The 21824-nt window shown below is 56.4% G+C and carries 15 protein-coding genes; 6 read left to right on the plus strand and 9 right to left on the minus strand.

From position 1 onward, the window contains the following. The first annotated feature begins 831 nt into the window (after positions 1 to 831). Entirely contained in the window at positions 832 to 2361 is a 1530-nt protein-coding gene (locus QD228_RS05515) for a hypothetical protein (protein WP_279874729.1), read from the plus strand. A gap of 335 nt (positions 2362 to 2696) precedes the next feature. Here the strand turns inward: QD228_RS05515 and QD228_RS05520 are convergent, their stop codons facing one another. Beyond that, positions 2697 to 3137, minus strand: coding sequence for a hypothetical protein (locus QD228_RS05520; protein ID WP_077379019.1), 441 nt, complete (start codon positions 3135 to 3137; stop codon positions 2697 to 2699). 295 nt (positions 3138 to 3432) lie between these two features. Here QD228_RS05520 and QD228_RS05525 point away from each other — a divergent pair, with 295 nt between their 5' ends. Then, on the plus strand, positions 3433 to 3894 hold the full coding sequence (locus QD228_RS05525) for a hypothetical protein (RefSeq protein ID WP_279874730.1): 462 nt from the start codon (positions 3433 to 3435) through the stop codon (positions 3892 to 3894). A gap of 216 nt (positions 3895 to 4110) precedes the next feature. Next, a complete protein-coding gene (locus tag QD228_RS05530) occupies positions 4111 to 4425 on the plus strand; it encodes a hypothetical protein (RefSeq protein ID WP_077379015.1) in 315 nt (104 codons plus the stop codon). A 121-nt stretch (positions 4426 to 4546) separates the two neighbouring features. On the opposite strand, the gene QD228_RS05535 is transcribed toward QD228_RS05530, so the two are convergent. Continuing rightward, positions 4547 to 5824 (minus strand): NAD(P)-binding domain-containing protein, encoded by a 1278-nt coding sequence (locus QD228_RS05535; protein ID WP_279874731.1) that lies wholly within the window; start codon positions 5822 to 5824, stop codon positions 4547 to 4549. 303 nt (positions 5825 to 6127) lie between these two features. On the opposite strand from QD228_RS05535, the gene QD228_RS05540 reads away from it, so the two are divergent. From QD228_RS05540 to QD228_RS05550, 3 genes are all read left to right on the plus strand, one after another. Beyond that, on the plus strand, positions 6128 to 7018 hold the full coding sequence (locus tag QD228_RS05540; RefSeq protein WP_191236542.1) for a pseudouridine synthase: 891 nt from the start codon (positions 6128 to 6130) through the stop codon (positions 7016 to 7018). A 142-nt stretch (positions 7019 to 7160) separates the two neighbouring features. Then, complete coding sequence (locus QD228_RS05545) at positions 7161 to 8354, plus strand: DUF3500 domain-containing protein (RefSeq protein WP_279874732.1); 1194 nt, start codon at positions 7161 to 7163, stop codon at positions 8352 to 8354. Continuing rightward, on the plus strand, positions 8351 to 8968 hold the full coding sequence (locus tag QD228_RS05550) for a hypothetical protein (RefSeq protein WP_279874733.1): 618 nt from the start codon (positions 8351 to 8353) through the stop codon (positions 8966 to 8968). The genes QD228_RS05545 and QD228_RS05550 overlap by 4 nt, the downstream gene beginning before the upstream one ends. Before the next feature lie 99 nt (positions 8969 to 9067). Here the strand turns inward: QD228_RS05550 and QD228_RS05555 are convergent, their stop codons facing one another. The 7 genes from QD228_RS05555 to QD228_RS05585 form a co-directional block, all read right to left on the minus strand. Then, complete coding sequence (locus QD228_RS05555) at positions 9068 to 11620, minus strand: hypothetical protein (protein WP_279874734.1); 2553 nt, start codon at positions 11618 to 11620, stop codon at positions 9068 to 9070. Continuing rightward, positions 11617 to 14448, minus strand: a complete 2832-nt coding sequence (locus QD228_RS05560; RefSeq protein WP_279874735.1) for a hypothetical protein — start codon at positions 14446 to 14448, stop codon at positions 11617 to 11619. Before QD228_RS05560 ends, QD228_RS05555 begins: the two co-directional genes overlap by 4 nt. Positions 14449 to 15163: 715 nt before the next feature. Next, positions 15164 to 16738, minus strand: a complete 1575-nt coding sequence (gene guaA, locus QD228_RS05565; protein ID WP_077379004.1) for a glutamine-hydrolyzing GMP synthase — start codon at positions 16736 to 16738, stop codon at positions 15164 to 15166. A gap of 165 nt (positions 16739 to 16903) precedes the next feature. Further along, the gene (gene guaB / locus QD228_RS05570; RefSeq protein WP_077379374.1) at positions 16904 to 18373 is read right to left on the minus strand and encodes an IMP dehydrogenase; all 1470 of its coding nucleotides are present in this window, start codon (positions 18371 to 18373) and stop codon (positions 16904 to 16906) included. A 252-nt stretch (positions 18374 to 18625) separates the two neighbouring features. Beyond that, the gene (locus tag QD228_RS05575; RefSeq protein WP_279874736.1) at positions 18626 to 19657 is read right to left on the minus strand and encodes an ABC transporter substrate-binding protein; all 1032 of its coding nucleotides are present in this window, start codon (positions 19655 to 19657) and stop codon (positions 18626 to 18628) included. Positions 19658 to 19716: 59 nt separating this feature from the next. Beyond that, entirely contained in the window at positions 19717 to 21105 is a 1389-nt protein-coding gene (locus tag QD228_RS05580; protein WP_279874737.1) for a sensor histidine kinase, read from the minus strand. Further along, positions 21102 to 21773: a response regulator gene (locus QD228_RS05585; protein ID WP_077378999.1), complete on the minus strand. Its 672-nt coding sequence runs from the start codon at positions 21771 to 21773 to the stop codon at positions 21102 to 21104. Before QD228_RS05585 ends, QD228_RS05580 begins: the two co-directional genes overlap by 4 nt. Between the last annotated feature and the right edge of the window lie 51 nt (positions 21774 to 21824).

Genomic DNA, 21824 nt, shown 5'->3' on the forward strand with positions numbered 1-21824 from the left:
ACATTCCTTCAGTCGATGAACAGGCACGAGCCGAACAGGCATGCGTGCGGGCGCAGAGCATAACAGAGCCAGCGCTCGCTCGCCTGCACGCCTCTACCTGCGACTTCACATGTCTGCGGGTTCCTGCCAGCGCGCCGCCCGCGTTCACGTTTGCCATCCTTTCCAACGACACGACAGCTGATCGACTGCTGGTTGTCAGTCCCTTCCTCGCACCAGTCGATAATCCCCTCGCATGAGGCAAACGATATCGCATTAATGGCAATGAATGATTTTCGTCATCAGCCGTTTTCAATCCTGATTCAGGTCATTTATTAATCCTGTCCGATTCACCAGAATACCCGTTGACGTTCCTGTCATTTCCCACGTCTTGCGCCACGCCACGAGTGATCGTGCGCGTGTGAGAATTGATTGTCATCGATACCTATCGCCATGCCTCAAGCGTTGCATCAAGGGTGCGGACCTCAACGAAAAAGGGACGCACCGGTATCGAGTCTCGTCACTGATCATCGTCTGCATCATCTGTGCAACACCCATGTCCCGTCATGAGAGCATCACCGCATCATCACGCCCATTACTCCGCTATCTTGTTGATTAAATTGATATCAATGAGAAATATCAATGCCTTTTCATGAAGGCATGACAGCCCGAACACGCTCATACCCTCCGCGTGGGCCAGGGCCGACGACGCCAATGACGCCTTCACCAGCCAGCACAGACTGGCGCTGAATGGCCACGATCTTCTTGAGGAATAGGGGCTCCACTGGTCAGGAGAAACACCCCGTCATCAAGACAGTTTCAGGACGCAGCGAACCACAAAGGGAGCAGAACCTGATGAAGGATATTTCACGAATCACCGCCTACGGATGTGTCGTGGCCGGTGTTGGCCCAGCGGGCATGGGGTTTCTATTCAATGCCTTGAAAACCGGAAAACTGGCGCAACTCGCACGCCATGGTCTGCTGATACTGGATGCCGGAGGCATTCATCGGGATGCGCCTCTGGGGGCCGGACGGCTGGGCGAATATCGCATCACGGCCAACTCGGTGGGGGATGTCTTTCTCGATTGCCTGAGAGACCCGGCCCTCGCGGAAGTCTTCGCTCCGCTGGAAGGCGATCCGTGCCTGGAGAACATCCGCGCCCAGGCCTTCACCGCCCCGGCGCTCAGTGAAGTGGGCGCCCTGCTGGAAGCGGCGTCCCGGCTGGTGCTGGAACACGCCACCCGCCTTGTCGGCGTGGAGCTGTGGTGCGGCACGAGTCTCGATGAGGTTGAGCGTATCGAGGATGACAATCTGCTGACGCTGACTCACACACCGGAACACGCGTCTCGTCCGACACGGATCCGCACCTCCAATCTGGTGCTCAATCTCGGCGGCTATCAATGCCCGGAACACCTGACCCAGGACCTCTCGCGCCAGGGACTGTCCCTGTCACCGCGTGCGCGCATCTACAGCGGTGATGAACTGCTGCGCATGCCGGAAGGTCAGCTGCGCAGCCTCTTGCTGCCGCGCCTGCGGCGTGGTGGGCGTGTCTGCGTGGTGGGTGGCTCCCACAGCGCCTTCTCGATGCTGGATCTGCTCGCCAGCGCATTCCACAAGACGCGCATCGACGAGATCACCCTGCTCCACCGCTCGCCTGTCCGGCTGTTCTTCGAGAACGCCGAAGAGGCCAAGGCCGCGGGCTATTCCTATGATGCCGAGCGCGATGTCTGCCCCATCAGCAGACGCATCAATCGCTCCGGCGGGCTGCGCTACCGTGCCCTGAGCATTGGCCAGCAAGTGCTTTCCAGCGGTCGGATAGCAGACTGCGACATGCAGGTCAGGCTCATCCAGACCGGCCCCGGCCCTCAGCAACGCCTGCTCGCGGCCAGCGAAGCTCTGGCCGACGCGCCGGTAGTGGTGCAGTGCAACGGTTATCAGCCGATTCTGCCGCGCCTGCTGGATGCGACGCGTCAGCCGCTGCCGCTCAGCCAAGTGAAGGGCGGACTGGATTCCGATGCCACCGGCAATCCCCGAGACCTCTCAGGCAACCTCCTTGAGGGCCTCTACCTGTTCGGACTCGGCGCCGGACTGGCGGCAGACCCCACCCTGGGCAGTGAAGCCGCCTTCGATGGCCGCATCTACGGCGTCTGGCAATTCCACAACAACGCAAGCCTGCCAGCACTGGAGACCATCCTCGCACGCCTGGAAACGCAGCATGTGGCAGCACCGGTGACGGACCCGCTGTCCGCCGCCACCCAGCTGGCCGAGCAGGCAGCGCCATCCTCTGGCGCACAACGCGTGAAGGAGGCCGAACGCGAGCTGACCACAGCGCTGAACACGCTGAGCGAGACTCTGTCCTCGCCACTGCGCTCCAGCATCGCCTGACATGCACCGACAAGGCATGAGGGCTCATGCCACGCCTTGCGTCAGATCTTACGTAATGACCTGGCGTCGTTATGAATACGTCAACAAGGCGCTGACAACCTCAACAACGCCATCATGATTATCACAAAGATAACAATAACGAGAAATGACACTCTGATACACTAGGCGAAAGAGACACACGACACCCTGCAGCAAGCACATGAAAGGCCCGGCCATGCATCGCATGACCGGGCCTTTTGGCTACTGGCGCTTGCTGTCAGCGCACGGGCAACGGGTGACTCACGAATCGCCTGAGCGCAACTGCCCTCAGGCGAGCGCATTCACGAACCCGCGATTCAGCCGGCCTGGGTCTGTGCTTGCGCGAGACGTGCCTGCTTGCCGCCGAGGGTGAAGCAGGTATCGATTTCCCGCAGCAGGAACAGCGCCACACAGGCGGCCAGCATCGGCCAGGCGGCGAAGAACAGCAGGTGCTCCCACGGCGCGAGATACTGATTGAAGGCGGACAGCGTGGAACCGGCATGCAGCACCAGCACCAGCCCATAGGTGAGGGTCTTCTTCACGCCTGCCAGGAACATCAGCAACAGCACCATCTCGATGGCGGCGATCACGATGACGATGCCTTCGCCGACACCGCCGATGGAATAGAACTTCTCGAAGATGGCCGCGGCGTGACCGGGATTGAAGAACTTGTCCAACGTCCACATTGTCATCACTAGGAAGACCCCGAGGCGCAGCAGCAGCAGGGAAATGCGGATTCGATCGGCGTACTTCGTCATGTCAATTCTCTCCAGAGGAAATGGGCCTGTCAGGCAGTCAGCGCCGCCTCGTGCCGGGCACGTCTTCCTGTGTACGCACACCATTGAGGTCTGGTTGCATCCAGATCGACTTTTTTCTCGCGAAATGAACCACTTGGCAGTGCATCACGCGATTGCGCTCTTCAGCGCAAGTCACTGCTGCGTCAGCGGTGATGCCGCCTCATCTCTGCTCTCCTGCCGCGACTGACAACGCTTGAATGCCTGTCCATCCTCAAGACACCTGTAGCACTGGCGCTTGCACACTGGAGTTATCCACATGGCCTCTCAACCAGACACGCCGACATCCGGCGCACCGCTGCGCCGCTGGCAGGCACCGCGCGACGCTTCTGCCCACCCGCCGTGCACATCTCCCTCCCACCTGCCGCCCGCGATTGTCCAGGCACGCTTTCCCGCCCTGAGCGCAAGGCTGCTGGAGCATGCTGCGCGCATACAGGCCGAGCGTGCACGCGGCGAGATACTGGACGCCGCCTGCGCCATGAGCGCCGTGCCGACCGTGATGCAGGAGATCTGGTCTACCAGTGGGGAGCTTGAGACATTCGCATTACATCACGGCATGCAGATCGAGACGCTTACGGAGCTGCTGGGCGAGCACACCAGAGCCCTCAGCCCTGATGATTCGCTAGCGGTAGCCCCGCGTGACACCTTTGACTGGCTGCATCTGGCACTGGAATGCCTGCTGAAAACACATGAGGATAACCAACGTTTACACTCGAACTGATGTAACCCGGGCCCAAAACTCGTATGGTGAAGTGACGGGCCCGGTTGACGACAGTCCATGTCTCGCCGCCGCCCTCGTGGCAGATGCACGCGCACGACGACCAGGAGCACGTCTGGAACGGACTTCCGGTACGAGAAACAACGCAAGATATCAAGCACAGCAAGCGGAGCAGAACATCACGATCGATCATTGAAACGACCAGCCGAGGAGGTTCACATGAAGGTCTACAAACCTGAATGGCGCTGCACGCTCGACGTGACGGAAGGTCCCGACCCCACCGCCCGCTGGAAAACACGGCTTGCCTGGCGCCTGCGCGCCCTCGCCGACCGCTTTGATGGCGGTAGTCGTACGATGAAGATTGACTGCAATGTCACCCCGGCGCTCAGTCGCGAAGAGGTCGACACCTGTCTGGGCAAGGGCTTCGCCCTCAGCCAGAATCTGATGCTGCAACTGGCCAACCACAGCGCCTGCGAAGATGTCCTCCGCGACGCCAAGGCCGAGCTCTACGAAGAAGAGCAACACCCGATGTAAGACGATGATCTCAGTAGAAACCCGCAGATCATCCATCGGAGAACGTAGTCCGCAAGACGCATGAAAAAGCCCTCCCGGCGATGCCGGGAGGGCTTTTTTCATTGTCAGTCCTTACCTGCTCTTACCCACATGGCTCACACTGGCGTGATGCCTGATTGGCAGTGCTGCTGATGGCGCCACACACCGGGGCGGGGGTGACGGCGTCGGGGTCCAGCAGTGCGGCGACGACGGATTTCACCTGGCGGTAGCCGGTGCGCATCAGGAAGGTGGGTGCGCGACCGTAGCTCTTGATGCCGAGGATATAGAGGCCGGGTTCCGCGTGGGTCAGTTCGGCGGCGCCGTGTTCCGGCACGGAGCCACAGCTGTGCTGGTTGGGGTCGATCAGCGGTGCGAGGCGCGCCGGGCTCTGGGTGGCGGGGTCGAGCGAGACACGCAGCTCCGAGAGCAGCGCAAGATCCGGGCGGAAGCCGGTGGCGGCGATGATGCGGTCCACCGCCGGCAGGCGCTGGCCACCGCTTTCCACCACGAGGCGAGCACCCTGCTCTTCCTGTGGATGAATCGCCTCGATGGCGAGATTGGTCACCACCTCGAATCTGCCGTCTTCCAGCCATTGCTGGATACGCACTTCCAGTGCCCGGCGCTCCTGCAGCTCATCGTCCTTCGGGGAGCGGATGACGTTGTGCAGCGTGGCGGAGCGCACGCCCCACAGGATGCGCGTGTCCGGATTCTGCTCGGCCAGGCTGACCAGATCCTGCAGCGCGTTGAAGGCCGAATGCCCGCCCCCGACCACCAGCACCGTCTTGCCGGCATAGTCTTCCCGCGCCTTGCCGGTGATATCCGGCACGCCGTAGGCGATCCGCTCTGCCGCCGCGAGTTCCCCCAGTGCGGGAATGCCATGCGCCCCGATGCCGTTGGGGCACTGGAAGGTGCCGGAGGCATCGATCACCGCCCGTGCCAGCACGTCGCGCTCGCCATCCGGCCCCGAGACACGCAGCACGAAGGGTGCCTCCTCTCGCCCTTGCGAGCGCAGCACATCATGCTGCAGGCGACTGACATGCGTGACCCGTGTCGCTGTATGCAGGCAGGAGGCAATCTCCGGCAGCGCGGCCAGCGGCTGAAGGTAGTCGGCGAGCAGCTCCGCGCCGGTGGGGAAGGCATCCGCTCGTGGCGCCTGCCAGCCGGTGGGCGTGAGCCATTCGGCTGCCACGGGGTCCACGTTGTAGGACCACGGCGAGAACATGCGCACATGCCCCCAGCGAGCCAGATGCTCCCCGACCTGCTCGCCTGATTCGAAGATGATGGGCTCCAGGCCCGCAGCCAGCAGGTTGACCGCAGCGCTCAGCCCTATCGGGCCTGCCCCGATGATGGCAATCGACAGGTGGCTGTTGGCATCTTGCATCGCGTCTTCGCTCCAGTCGTGGGGGGTGGGGATGAAAGCCTCGTCATGCGTGGCTTTCAGCGTAAGACGACAAGGCTTATTTGGCTATTTTCTTCTAAAGATAACCCGCATATCCCCAGCCACAGGCCGCACTGGTCGCCTCGGCAAGCCTCTCGCACGCATCGCTCCACTCCCGCGCCAACCTCTCGCAAGGCCATCTGCCCCGACAGCCATGCGTCGCTCGGTTACACTGGGCCATCGCCATGAGGGTGAGGCTTGCTCGCCCCACGCTCGCCCTTTCTTCTCGCCACCGTGATGCCTTCCATGTCCATTTCCGCCCGCCCCTCCAAGCTGAGCCTGCCGCAGATCAACCCCGGCGTGGCGACGGTACTGGAATATCTGCTGCAGAAGTTTCCGGCCATCGATGAGGCCACCTGGCGCGAGCGCATGGCCACCGGCAAGGTGCATCGCGAGGATGGCGCATTGATCACCCCGCAGACGCCCTACCAGCCACATCTGCGCGTCTTCTATTACCGTGAGGTGGCGCGCGAGCCGAGCATCCCCTTCGCGGAGCGGATTCTCCATCAGGACGAGCACATCCTGGTGGCCTACAAGCCACACTTTCTGCCGGTGACACCCGGTGGCCTGTACGTGAACGAGTGCCTGCAGCAGCGCCTGCGCGACAGTACCGGAATAGAGGCGCTGCAGGCGGTGCATCGCCTGGACAGGGCCACCGCCGGGCTGGTGCTGTGCTCGCTGAATCCCGAATCGCGTCACCGCTATCATGAGCTGTTCAAGTCGCGGAATATCCACAAGACCTATCAGGCCATTGCCGAAACCCACAGCGAGGAGACCCTGGTGGGCCAGCAGTGGGAGGTGAAGAACCGCCTTGAACAGGCCGAGCAACGCTTCCGCTTTCAGGTCTCCGAAGGCGAGCCCAACAGCCACTCGTTGATCCGCTGTGTCGCGCAACGCGGTAGCCGGGCGCTGTTCGAGCTGCACCCCATCACCGGGCGTCGCCATCAACTGCGGGTGCACATGCAGTCACTGGGCTGGCCGATCCTGAATGACCGCTACTACCCCGAGCTGCAACCGCTCTCGCCGGATGACTACGCGCGCCCCTTGCAGCTGCTCTCCAAGGGATTCGAGTTCATTGATCCCGTCAGCGGCGAGGAAAGGTGCTTCGAATACGACGGTGATCTGACGCTGGCGTGAGGCGCGAGATAGCCAGTGGCTGTCGTCGCCAGCCGACGCACAGCCCACGGCATGTGCACAAAGAATTCATCTGGCGAAGGCTTCCTGCTCGACGTCAGGCGGGCTAAGGTTTTCTTCCTGTCCCCGGAAAATAGGCCCATCGATGTCCCGACGTCTCGCAGTGACCGGAGGAGCCGCGCTGGCCGCGCTCCTGTCCTTCCCCGTCCTCGCACAACAAGGGCACGACGGGCCGCCGCCCGATCACGATGGCCCGCCGCCGATGTCAGCGGAAGACCAGGCCTTGAGCGAGGCGCTGCGCGCGCGCATGGGCGACACCAGCACCCAGATGCAGAGCGTGCCGATCCCCGAGAGCGCCGCCGAGTGCGGCGACACGCCAGGCTATGAGCGCATGCTGTGCCTGATTGATCTGCTCAAGGCCGATATCTCCGACGATGACATCATGCAGAACCTGCAGCATGACTACTCCCTCGCAGAGGCCGAGAACTGGAGCAACCTGCCCGCTGGCGCCTTCCCGAAACGTCCCGGCGTGCTGTTGGGCGAGTTGAACATCAAGCAGCGCGGCCTCGTCAAGGCCATCATGCTGGAAGCCACCGGCCACGCGCCGGATGAAGGCTTCGACGAGATGATTCAGACGCTCAATGCCGACGACTACATCAACACCGTCAGCACCGACTACAAGGCCGGTTACTCCTCCTACAACACCAAGTTTGCCTTCCTCGGCACACCGGGTGAGAGCGGCACCTGGGAGCTGTACTACGGCGGCCATCACATGGCCTTCGCCAACACCTACACCGACGGCAAGCTGGCCGGTGCCACGCCCTCCTTCCGTGGCGTGGAACCCTTCCCGTATTTCGAGATGAACGGGCGCGTGAACGAGCCGCTGACCCAGGAACGCGATGCCTTCGCCACCCTGCTCAGCTCGCTCTCCGAGGATCAACAGGCCGATGCGACACTGGAAGGCACCTACCGTGACATCCTCGCTGGCCCCCAGGCCGACGATGCCATCCCCGAGAGCTATGAAGGCATTCCCGTCTCCGAGCTGGATGACGACCAGCAAGCGTTGCTGCTGACGGCCATCGAGACCTACGTGGACGACATCTCCGCGCCGGAGGCCAAGGCCTACATGGCGAAGTACACCGCAGAGCTTCCGGATACCTACCTCGGCTTCTCCGGCACGCCGCAGGTCAGCGCCGAGAACGATTACGTGCGTATCCACGGCCCTTCGCTGTGGATCGAATTCTCGTTGCAGTCGAACAAGTCCACCGACAAGGTCGGCAACCATCCCCACTCGGTATGGCGGGATCGCACCGACGACTACGGCGGCCAGACCGAATGAGCCGGCGCGCTTCCTGGCGCACCGCCCTGCTCGCCCTTGCCGTGATCTCCCTCGGCAATGAGGCCAGCGGGGCGGGAGGTGGCCTCATCGAGACGGCTCACGCCCACGCCCTGCCCGGCAGCGTGCTGACATTCGAGCAGCAACCGCAGCACACGCTGCACCTCACGCTCCAGTTCCCGCGTGAAGACCTGCTGATCGCCGCGCCGGAACTGGCAGCCCTTGGTGAGCAGGCACCAGGCCAGCCCCTGCCGCAGCCGCTGACAGATCAACTCGGCGACTACCTCCGTCACCACCTCGCGCTCTCCGAGGATGGCGACAGCCTGCCGCTGAGGCTGAACGGGGCGCATCTCGCATCCACCTATCAACCACAACTCGGCGACTACGTGCTGGTCATCACCGAATGGAACGTGAAGACCGAAAAACCCGAACCGGACTCACTACTGCTGAAATACGACGCCGTGATGCACGAGGTCCGCAATCACCGCGCCGATGTCTACTGGCAGACGCCTGACGGCGCCACCCGCCCGCTGGCCGGCTTCGGCTTCTTCCACTCCGCCCACGGCGTCCGACTGAACCTGCAGAAAGCTAGGCAAGGGCCAGTCGAGCAGAAGTGAACAAGGCGGTAAGCGATCTCTGAATCGTACCCACAAAAAAGCCCTTCCGGCCAATGGCCAGAAGGGCTTTTTGCATAATGTACACTAATTAAGTGCCTTTCAAGAAGCATCTACTTTGCCTACACCGGGCTTAAAGCGAAATGCTAACGCAGTCCTATTTAATGAAGAAACAATTTGTGCAACTTCTTTATGAGTACACCCATAATGGTTGCGAAGTATTTCTGAAATTAAAATAAATTCATTTTTCAGGTTTGTAGCAAAAATGCCTGGATCATCACTTCCCACACAAAAGTCGGGAATTATGTCGAGGGGTTCATCTACCATCAATCCAAGCCATCGGAACAGATGATGGTCAACAAAGTTATCATAAAGACTAATACGAAGATTGCTTGTCGGCAAAGATTCGATCACAATACGCTTTCTATTGAGACAATTTATCACCTGTGATTGCATTGCGGATAGGGCCCGTGCAGAAAGAATATCGCAATTCATCTCAAATGGCTCTTTATATATACAATTTTTCCGCTTCCACTGGAGCTCCATAAATAAATCAAACACATGTGGCTTATCTCTAGCAACAGAAGCTATAAGAGCATTTTCTTGACGAGAAATATCCGTGCTTAAAGTCTTTGCTCGGGACTCAAAGTACGTATAACTCGGAGTACTAGCGCCTAATATATCGTGGTACTCCAATACATCTATATATCGTAAAGCCAAAGCTGCCTCTAGTTCAGAGGCAGAAACGTTACGGCCTATCAAGCGTAAAGACAAATCGGTAATTTCATTTTCCAGCTTATGGACTTCTGCTGAAAAGCCATCTAGAACATGGAGCAAGGAGCGTGCGAACACTAAATCTAGCAAAGTATCCCAAGGTGCTTGCAGCACACGCTCAGGGGCTCGTTCAAGCCAAAAACCTGGTCTAATTCCCACAGCTGTGCCGTGCCCTATGCGGTCACCTGCTTGAAGATTCAGCATAGTCACAGCATCATGAACAGCACGAATTCCACCAATAAGATGTCGGAAATCTTCACCGGCATGGAAAGTTGCATAAGGAATTCCTGCTGCACGAGACTGCCGAAAGGTTGAGGCGAAGACCTCTGCGGGACAATGAAGCTCGTTGGCTGCACCATCAACTCCACGCACGAGCTGAGCAAGAGCAGGACGCCGCTTCAGTACTCGAGTAAGAGTTTTAACCTCTTTTCTTAATTCAGTTCTTCTTTTTAAATAAAGTGCATCCTTAAGACTACTAGGTTTTTTAATAAAATGTGCCACTAAAGATAGTTCAAAGTCATGCCTACCAAAACCGCTACTATCTCCAAAGCCAATTAGATTACCTTCAGCAGGCTTGCGAAGCTGGGCAAGCCGGTTGGGTTTTGTACTTATCGAGTTATTATCTACGGAAGATCTAAACCTAGAAGCTCCGTCTATAATTCTGCCCAATAGATCTTCCAATTTTTTTACATCATTTTTGGGTGCAAAACGACCTTCTAAGTGCCTTATAACTCGATAGGGCGGGCGAATATTAAGTTGCTTAAATCTCTGCTCATACGTCAACTCCACTCGAGAACGTATCTCGTTCATTGTAAATTTTTGGAATTGATCGAAGCCATATTGTGTTAATTGCTGCACTGATAATTCGATAATTTGACGCTGAACGCAGAATACAAAAAACACGGCCAAAGCGATACTACTCTGCAGACTATTGTTCCTAAGCGTGTCTAAAGTCATAAAAAGAAACACTGCTTCATCATGAAGCAGCGTTCCGCTATCACGTACATTATCAAAGAGACCTTCAGTCGGATGACATTTAAGATCATAGGGCATTGCAAGTGAACCAGAAATATTACACCATAATCTTTTGCAGTCTCCATCTGTTTTTTCTGAATTAATGATATTTAGTACAGCAGAAGTTGAGATCTCGGGATCATCTCCCTGAGCAACCTTAGTTACGACATGCCAAATCAAGTATCTAGCCCGGCGAGCACTAAATAGTACTCGCACTAGTTTTTCCACGGACCAGTTAGGAAGAATATTTTCATACTGATCCCGCACATCTCCCGTATCATTCAGATACCTTTTAAAGCCTAAAGGATCACGAACCGCATCCGGCCAGATAGTATCTAGCTCTGTCGAACCATTAAGATGCATATGCATCTCATTGAGCCCTTCATTTTCGATCATATGTTCTATACCAGGATCATATGAAGAAAGGAGAGCTGTATCTCCGATTTCTTGGCGTAGTGCTCTATATAGCTCTTGCGGCTTATGATTTTTAAGCCTTCCTTCCTTAACGAGGAAAGCAACAATAATCATTAATGGAGAAAAATGCGTAATAAGATTATGCCATTCCTGAAATCTATCTTGCTTTATGCTTAAGATACCGAGATGACGTTCAATAAAACGCTCAGCGAGACTATCTAGTGACGCCCAAGTCAAATGACCAAAAGCCTCCATATTGCTTTTTTTATTGCACATCGGAAAGCGTATATCCCGATAGCTCTTAAGCAAATGGTCAGGCTGGCCGACCACCTCACGCTGCTCCAGAAGATACAAGCGTCGCCGCCAAGATTCAAACTCAGGGACGTTACCAAGAGACAGTTCATAAAGCGTATGATGATCAGAGAACGCTCTACGATAAAATAGTGCGCTCATGGCTTATATTCCTCGGACATGACTATAGTATTGAGAAGAAGATAAAGACTATTAAATTTTATTTCATCACCTTTACCAATTCCATTAGGCATATATGAAATTTCAGGTATAACTGCTCCTGCTCCTTCGTCGCGGAAATAGGTCTTAATTTCATTATATGACTTTGACTCAAGATAATATGCCCACATTGGAAACTCTAGAACATGATAGAAAAGCTCTCCTCCAGGTGTATCCTTGAAACTCTTCCCAGAATTATTGATCTCCTCTTCATAAAGAATTTTTGAAGAAGAAAAATGTGTAAGAAGATCTAAAAAAATCTTATCAGAATTCGTTGGACTGCTCTGTAAACTAACTTTTATCTGACCACCTTCGCGCAAATACAACTCTACACCAAATGCGTGAAGGAAAATTATCACCTGTCGATGGAAAAAACGACCAAGAAATATATTGCGATTGATTAAGTTTTTTGTCCCGGCATTCCCATTCTCGAATAGACGCGGTACTGCGCTAGTAAATTTTTTCCAAATTGACATGAGTAAACTAGAGGAAATTTCACCACTAATAGCATCATAAGCTGACCAAAACTCTAATTTTTTCACAAAGTCCGCATCAAAATCATCTTCACTATCTTGATCACTAAAAGTATATTCATTATTTTCATATCCATCCTGCTCTAATAAATCATTTTCAGCACTTATTTCAGCTCTACTATTGCGAACTATAGGGAAAGTATTATTTTTTTGCCAGCCCTTCATAACCCGTGGGCAATCTTTTACAATTAACAAATCTATAACACCAGCAAAAACAGATAAAAGACTGTAATTACCATATTCAAAGCGTTGAGGGCTCGAAACTTTTGTATAAGGAAGCAACAATGCAGACCCAGCGGTACTATCTAAGTTTTTAGCTAGACCTTCTACGGAGTTATACAAAGCCCCCGATAGGGTATTCTGGGTTCTTCCATACACACTCCTATTAACTGACAGTTTCTTGTGAAATGAAGCTAAGTCCTCAGGAAGTGTTTCGATAAAGCTATCTATTTCTTTTACAGTTTTTCTCTTAAATGGATTCCAGCCACTGCCACTGGTATATTCAACACCATATAAACGTTTAATTGCACGATTGGGATTACGGACTCGATCTGTCGCTACAGGGATACCAACAATAGTCAAATCCATTAGTATACCCGATTGATTACTTTCGGCTGGACTTCTGGTCCACCCCGCCCAGTATCCGAGCATATTTCCTATTGGTTGATCTTGCATATATCGAGTATGTGCTAAAAATCTTAATAGATTATGTTTTAGCTTGTCATTATCGCCGAAAGTCCCGAGTTCAATTTGATCCTTGAGTAAAGCGAACAGGAGCCAAAACCGAATAATACCTGATAATTTATCTAACATCCCACCAGACATTAGTGAGGATAGAGCCAGCACGACACGATCATGCCCTTCATGTGCTCCGTTTGGCACAAGATTCGAAAAATCTGTCCATCGTATTGGCTCTTGGCACATCCACTCAACGATACGACGTATTTTCATCTCTGGTGTAGGGATATTTTGAATAGAGTCTATTCGTAAACCAACCTCAGATAACTGGCTACGTGCAATTTCAATCATACGTGCAGTAACATCCTCTGCGTATGGACTGCTATTATCCTCTACATCCCATACATTTAGAAACTCGATAATACTACGGACCGGCATGGATAAGATAGCCGAACGATAATGATGAAGTGCACTCGGGTTGTGCTCACCCCAGTGATGGATAATTATTTTTTTCAGGAATTTCTTAAGTGGCACTTCTTCTTTGGCATGCCTTTGCCTAAGCATTATCTTAGTATCAGGCCGAGCGTCTATCTCATTAAGAGTTTTAAGCTTAAGGCGACGATTAGGCGGCATTACTTTTGTAAGAAACTGATCTTCAAGTCCGGATAATTGCTCCAATAGCATGCCAACACGGGAATGTTCTGGGTAAGATTTACTGATACTATGTTCAAAATCGAAGAAATTTTTACCTAGACCTTCAAGCTGTAACTTACGTGTAAGAGATTGTAGAAGCTCTGGGTCACCTGAAACTATTACTCGTAATTTCGGAGATGTCAGATATTTGCGCAGTGCTTCAAGTACCGGCCCTCCCATTTCTGACTTGGTATCTACATCATCAATACACAATACAAAGGCCTCACAACCAACAGCTTCTGCTGCACAGCTCACGAAATTCCTAAAGCCTTCTTCGAATCCATAAGCTGCTTCTGCACGTTCCATTCCTTCATCTAGAATGAAAGATGCCTCAGACCAGTCCTCATCATGTACATCTTTACCAATACCGTCCAGAACAGTAATACCTTTGGCCAAAACTTTTAAGGCTTCTCGCGCCTTTTGTAACTTTTGCTCACTTCCCCGGCTCCGCTTACCCCATGAATCTTCCTCATGAATTAAATATTCACGAATGCGCTGGACAATAGACAATATTAAGTTTTGCTTAGTTTCTAGTAGAGTTGGGTCAAGTAATCCAAGACTACGATAATTAGGCCATTCACCACGTTCTATTTTGCCTAATACTTGTAGTAAAATCGTAGTTTTGCCTTCACCTCGTCGTCCACCTATGAAGATTGCTTCATGAACACGGTCTTGAGAAATACGCAAGCTTTTAGGAGTAAATTCATCCTTATTATTTTCACCGAGCGATTCACTAGGTTTTAATAATTTAACAAGGTTCATCCAAAGATCTTTCTGTAAATCTTTCTCTTCTATAAGCTCGCTACTTGTTTTACGATTCAAATCAAGCAAACGAATTTTGGTATCTTTATCGCTTATATTAGTCACAATTCTTCCTTGTATTATAAATATTTCCGTATAAACTACACCACTACATTCTTATTGCTGAAACCTATAGACAGATAAAAACAGTCAGCTAATTACTAGCAAAATCTCTTCTACTTTTTTGTTCGCCATACGCTATGGATAATCATTTATCTAATGGATGCTTTGACACTTGTTCGACCAGCGTGGTCAAATTTTTAGAGTCATAAGCAAGTATAGACCACCTATCATCTAAATGTGAACAATTCCTTAACAATTTTCATGCCATAGACTAAAAAACTATCCTCTTTATAGAGCGTGTTAATTACTGGTGCTATTAAAATAGCAAGCTTTAGCTTTTCCTATCTCCAAGAACATGGGTAGCCAATACATCTTACAATCTCAGGATAATGCTCTCTTGTCTAGCCTGTTATGGTTTCAGGCTCGGCAACTTAGAGAGTTTGTTTTGACCTCGAGTTTATTATAGACGATAATTCGAAGATTTTATTCTCGTCTACTCTCAGCATCTTGCTCCTTAACCTCTCACCTATAGTTGAGAAATAATCACAAAATTTAGATGGTTAGTGCATCCATTACTTGAAAAGAACACCCACAAAAAAAGCCCTTCCGACCAATGGCCAGAAGGGCTTTTTGCTTGCTACGTTCTTGTCTGGATCAGTTCAAGAGACCGTCTCGACAGAACGCTGCGTCAGCTCAGCGAGGGGGGATCGTCAGGCGATCATTCCCACTCGATGGTGGCCGGCGGCTTGCTGCTGACGTCATAGGTGACGCGCGAGACGTGCTCCAGCTCGTTGATGATGCGGTTGGAGACCTTCTCCAGCAGCTCATACGGCAGGTGCGCCCAGCGGGCCGTCATGAAGTCGACGGTCTCGACGGCACGGATACCGATGACCCACTCGTAACGACGGCCATCGCCGACGACACCGACGGACTTGACCGGCAGGAAGACGGCGAACGCCTGGCTGGTCTTGTGGTACCAGTCGAAGTTGTGCAGCTCTTCGATGAAGATGGCGTCGGCTTCACGCAGGATATCCGCGTATTCCTTCTTCACTTCACCGAGGATACGCACGCCCAGACCCGGCCCCGGGAAGGGGTGACGGTAGACCATGTCGTAGGGCAGGCCGAGTTCGAGACCGACCTTGCGGACTTCGTCCTTGAACAGTTCGCGCAGCGGCTCGACCAGTTCCATCTTCATGTCGTCCGGCAGGCCGCCGACATTGTGGTGGGACTTGATGACGTGGGACTTGCCGGTCTTGCTGGCAGCGGATTCGATCACGTCCGGGTAGATGGTGCCCTGGGCGAGGAAGTCGACGTCCTTGAGCTTGGCGGCTTCGGCATCGAACACTTCGATGAAGGTGTTGCCGATGGCCTTGCGCTTGGCTTCCGGGTCACTGACACCCTTGAGCTTGCCGAGGAAGAGGTCTTCGGCGTCTACACGGATGACCTTGACGCCCATGTGGCGAGAGAAGGTTTCCATGACCTGGTCGCCTTCGTTCTTGCGCAGCAGGCCGTTGTCGACGAAGACGCAGGTCAGCTGGTCACCGATGGCCTTGTGCAGCAGCGCCGCGACCACGGAGGAGTCGACGCCGCCGGAGAGGCCGAGCAGCACCTTGCGGTCACCGACCTGGGCTCGAACGCGATCGGTCAGGTCTTCGATGATCTTGGCCGGGGTCCACAGGCGCTCGGACTGGCAGATCTCGATCACGAAGTGCTCGAGGATGCGCTGGCCCTGCAGGGTGTGGGTGACTTCCGGGTGGAACTGCACGCCGTAGAACTGCTTCTCTTCCCACGCCATGGCGGCGATCGGGCAGCTCGGGGTGGAGGCGGTGACGGTGAAGGTCTCCGGGACCTTCGCGACCTTGTCACCGTGGCTCATCCAGACGTCGAGCAGCGGGCGGCCTTCGTCGTCCAGGTGGTCCTTGATGTCCTTGAACAGCGCGGACTCACCATCGACACGAATCTGGGCATAGCCGAATTCGCGCACGTTGGAGCCTTCGACCTTGCCGCCGAGCTGCTCGGCCATGGTCTGCATGCCGTAGCAGATGCCGAACACCGGCAGACCCATCTCGAACACGCACTGCGGCGCACGCGGCGAGTCCAGCTCGGTCACGGATTCCGGGCCACCGGCCAGGATGATGCCGTTGGGGTTGTACTCGCGGATCTCTTCCTCGGTGATGTCAAAGGCACGCACCTCGGAGAACACGCCCAGCTCACGCACGCGACGTGCGATCAGCTGAGTGTACTGGGAGCCGAAATCGAGGATCAGGATCTTGTGGGAATGGATGTCTTGCATCTTCAGTCTCTCATTGGGGAGTCATGTGACCCGCTTCGGAGCTGCGAGGGAGCGCGGGGTCGACACAATCTGGCGCCGAGAATAGCCGAGACCAGAAGTTTCTTCGACCTAAGCAAAGCGGGAACCCGTGTAGGGCTCCCGCTTTGCATCGCGCTTCGCTATGTCTCAGTCGCGCCGATAGTTGGGCGCTTCCTTGGTGATCTGCACGTCGTGGACGTGGGATTCGGCGAAGCCGGCACCGGTGATCTGCACGAATTGCGGCTTGGTGCGCATCTCTTCGATGGTCTGGCTGCCGGTGTAGCCCATGGAGGCACGCAGGCCGCCCATCAGCTGGTGCACGATGGCGCTCATCATGCCCTTGTAGGGCACGCGGCCTTCGATGCCTTCCGGTACCAGCTTCTCGACGCCGGCGTTCTTGTCCTGGAAGTAACGATCGCTGGAACCCTGGGTCTGGGACATGGCGCCCATGGAGCCCATGCCGCGATACGCCTTGTAGGTACGGCCCTGGAACAGCTCGACTTCACCCGGCGCTTCCTCGGTACCGGCGAGCAGGCCGCCGATCATGACGATGCTGGCGCCTGCGGCGATGGCCTTGGCGATGTCACCGGAGAAGCGGATACCGCCATCGGCGATGACCGGAACGTCGTACTTGGCCATGGCGGCCGCGACGTTGGCGACAGCGCTCATCTGCGGCACGCCGACACCGGCGACGATGCGCGTGGTGCAGATGGAACCCGGGCCGATGCCGACCTTGACGCCGTCCGCGCCGGCTTCTGCCAGGGCGATGGCGGCTTCGGCGGTCGCGATGTTGCCACCGATGACCTGAATCTTCGGATGATGCTCCTTCACCCAGGCGACGCGGTCGATCACGCCCTTGGAGTGACCGTGAGCGGTGTCGACGACGATGACGTCAACGCCGGCTTCGGCGAGGGCCGCGACGCGGTCCGGGGTTTCCGGGCCGGTGCCGACGGCGGCGCCGACCAGCAGGCTGCCGTTGCTGTCCTTCGCCGCGTTCGGGTAGGTCTTGACCTTCTCGATGTCGCGAACAGTGACGAGACCGCGCAGGCGGAATTCGTCATCGACGATCGGCATCTTCTCGATGCGGCTTTCCTGCAGCTTGGCCTTGATCTGTTCCAGCGGCGTGCCTTCCAGCACGGTGACCAGCTTGTCGCGGCCGGTCATGATGCCGGCCACGGTATCGCTGAAATCAGGCTGGAAGCGCATGTCGCGACCGGTCACGATGCCGACCAGGTATTCACCCTCGACCACCGGGAAGCCGGAGTAGCCATGCTCCTCGGACATCGCCAGCAGATCCTGGATCTTGGCCTTCGGGCTGACAGTGACCGGGTCACGCACGATGACGCTCTCGTGCTTCTTGACCTTGCGGACTTCCGCGGCCTGCTGGGCAATGCTCATGCTCTTGTGGATGATGCCGACACCACCTTCCTGCGCCATGGCGATGGCCAGGCGAGCTTCGGTGACGGTATCCATCGCAGAGGAGATGAGCGGGATATTGACGCTGATGTCGCGTGTGAGACGTGATCTCAGGCTGACGTCCTTGGGGAGGACCTCGGAGTAGCCGGGGACGAGAAGAACGTCATCAAACGTCAGAGCTTCTTGCGCTATACGTAGCATGTCGAACGCCCAGTAGCAGTTTATGAGGGATGCGCGAAAGCCGCAGTGCAGGGCCCGATGGACGGGCACCATGACTACGGTTCTAGCGGTTGCTGCGAGGTAATCACCCATGATAACCCATTCGCCCCACTCGAGACAAACGTCGCAGGCTATCAATCTCGCGATTTCGTACCCCCTGACACTAACCATCTGGTCAACTAGAGCCACGGATGGCGCGGCCTGCGGCGGGATGCGCCGGCGGATGCGCTTGCGTCAGGGGGTCGGCGTACCGCCGGAGTAGGCATCGAACCAGCGGTCGAGAAAATCGTGACGACGCGCCTTGTCCAGCATGCTCAGAATCGAGGCGTCCAGAGGCTGCGGGTAGAGCCGCTGGCCGACCTGATCCCGCAGCGACTGGGCGGTGTAGGGGCCGGTGATATCCGTGCGGATGCTGTAGAGCGGTGTCTCGCCCGCCAGCACATGCTGCCCTTGCCGTCCGATGAGGAAGTCCATGAAGGTTCGCGCAGCCTCCGGATGCGGAGCATCGCGGTGGATGAAGGCGGTGCGCATGGAGATCAGCGCATAGTCAATGGGCATCTGCACGATGACCTCAGGGTGGGACTGTGCCCAGCGGATGGCGTAGGACCCCAGCAGGTTGTACCCCAGCCAGTAGCGGCCATCGCTCAGGCCTTCCAGCATGCGCTGCGTGCTGGTCTCGAGAGTGGTGTCGACCTGTCCGAGCGCCGCGACCAGTTTCCAGAAGCGTCCTGAATAGTAGGAATCCTGAAGATGGAGCGCGTATCCCAGTGCGCTCTTCGAGGGCGAATAGGCCACGACTCGCCCCGTCAGTGTCTCGGCATGCTCCGTCAGCAGGTTCAGTACGTCGGCATGCGAGGATGGCGGCATCATTCTGGTCGCGAGATCCAGCCGGTAGGCCATCACGATGGGCTCGAAGGTGAAGGCGAAGATTTCATCGCGCCACTTGGCCCACTCGGGCCATTGCCTTGCAGCCTCGCTGTCCAGTCGCTGGGCCAGTCCTTGATTGACCAGCGCCACCTGCCAGGGCATCGCCGAGCTGATGATGATATCGGCCCCCGCATTGTCCTGAACGGCCAGTGCATTGAGCGTCATCGTCGTGCGATCGTGATAGACGATCTCGATGGCGGGATACTGGCGCGAGAAGGCCGCCAGCAAGGGCGCCGCGACCTGGCGATCCATTGCCGCTTCAATGACCAGGCGGTCCTGTGCCGCCATGACTGGCCTGGCAGCCAGAAGGATGGCAAGACCTGCCCACAGGGCCAGCACCAGGCAACTCGTGACTCGACGGGCCCCTGGGGTGGCGCGCAGCCTGCCAGACATGAGGTTCATGACGGCCACCTCGGAAAGCGGATGCGAATGCACAGCCCTCCCACATCGCGATTGGTGACCTGCAAGTCAGCCTGATGGCGCAGGGCGATCGTCTCGACGATCGCCAGCCCAAGTCCCGAACCGTCGGTGTCCTGACGCCCTGCGCGCTCGAAGGGCTGACAGAGTCGCTCCAGCATCTCCTTCGGCACACCGGGGCCGTTGTCCTCGATGCTGAGCAGCACGCTATCGTCATGGGCGGCAAGGCGCAGGGTGATCTCGCTGCCGGGCGGGGTGTAGCGCAACGCATTCTCGATCAGATTGCCGATCAGTTCGCGCAGCGCCCACGACTCGCCAATCACGCAGACCGGCTGTGCAGGCAGTTCGGCCAGCCCCAGGTCATGCAGGCGCGCGAGATCGTGATCAACCCATTCCAGCACCACGCCGCGAAGCAGTTCACCGAGATCCAGCGCATCCTGCTCGGTGGGCAATGCCAGGTGACGCAGCCGCGTCAGGTTCAACAACTGCCCCGCCAGGCGACTGGTGCGTGCAGCGCTGGCGTGGATATCCCCGAGCGCTGCGCGCCATTCGTCAGGTGATGAGCTCGTCAGCGCGAACTCCGCCAGGTTCTGCACTCCCGCCAGCGGCGTGCGCAGCTGGTGGCTGGCATCGGCGGTAAAACGCAGCAACGCATCGCGGGATTCTCCCTGGCGGTGGAAAAGCTGCTCCAGCGTCTCGACCAGCTCGCGCATCTCTTCCGGCATGGTGCCCTCCAGCGGCGTGGCATCCTGCGGCTGACGCCGACGCAACTGATGCCGCAGACGCTTGAGCGGTGTCAGCGCCAGCCTCAGCGTGATCAGGATCATCACCACCGCCAGCACCCCCATGATGAGCATGCGGCCCGTGGCTCGAATCATCAGCTCGCGCGCCAGCTGCCGGCGCCCTTCGGTGGTATGTCCGACCCAGAGCTGCACACGAAATTGCCGCTCCCAGCCTGCGGAACGCACGCTGCGCGCGTGCAGCCGCCACGTGACGCCCTGATAACGGATGGCCTGCCAGACATCCCTTTTTCCAGCCTCGCGCAGCATCTGCGGGGTTAGCGGGATCTCGAGGTTGCTGGCCAGTACCCGCCCCTGATCATCCAGCAGGCGGTAGAAGACACGTTCCTGATGTCGTGTGGAGAGAATCTTGAGGGCAGCCGGCGGCATCATGATGCGCGGCTTGTCATCCTGCCACTGGATGGCTTCTGACATGGCCAGCAGCGCATCCTCGAGCTGATTGTCGAAGGCGCGCTGGGCCGAGCGCTGACTGGTGACCCAGGCATCGATCAACACGAGCCCGCCGACGATGAGCATCATGCTCAGCATCCACCCCAGCAGGCGATTGCGCAGCTTGCCGTGGATGATCATCCAGCGTCTGTCATCTCGAGACGATAGCCCAGCCCACGCAGGGTACGGATCTGTATCTCACTGCCTGCCAGGCGCTTGCGCAGCCGACTGATGTAGACCTCCAACGCATTCGAGCCCACCTCGCCATAGCCGAATACCTTGCCTTCGATCACCTCCCGCGACACCACCTTGCCGGCGTGCAGCATCAGGCTTTCCAGCAGCAGACGCTCCCGTGGTGGCAGATCCAGCGTCGCGCCCACCAGCGTGAAAGTGCCGCTGCGGGTCGACATGGCAAGCGGACCGAAGCGAAGCGTGTTGTCACTGCGCCCCTGACTGCGCCGCAGCAAGGCCCGCACACGGGCTTCCATCTCCACCAGCGAGAACGGCTTGGCCAGGTAATCATCGGCACCAAGATCCAGTCCACGCACCCGGTCGTCCACCCCATCCCGCGCCGTGATGATCAGCACCGGCGTCAGGTCATTGCGCTGACGCAACTCCGACAGCAGGTCCATGCCCTGCCCATCCGGCAGGCCGAGATCAAGCAGGATCAGATCAAAGCCGCCCTGGCGCGCCGCGTCCCGTGCAGGTGCCAGAGTATCGAAGACATCGATGGCATAGCCCAGCGTCGACAGACTGCGCTGCAGGGTGCGGGAAATGAGGGGATCATCCTCGACGACGAGCAGGCGCATGCATCCAAAGTCTCAGTAAGGGGAAGGGAAAGTGACAGGTTGATGAAAGGT

It is taken from the genome of Cobetia sp. 3AK (assembly GCF_029846335.1).
Taxonomy (GTDB): domain Bacteria; phylum Pseudomonadota; class Gammaproteobacteria; order Pseudomonadales; family Halomonadaceae; genus Cobetia; species Cobetia marina.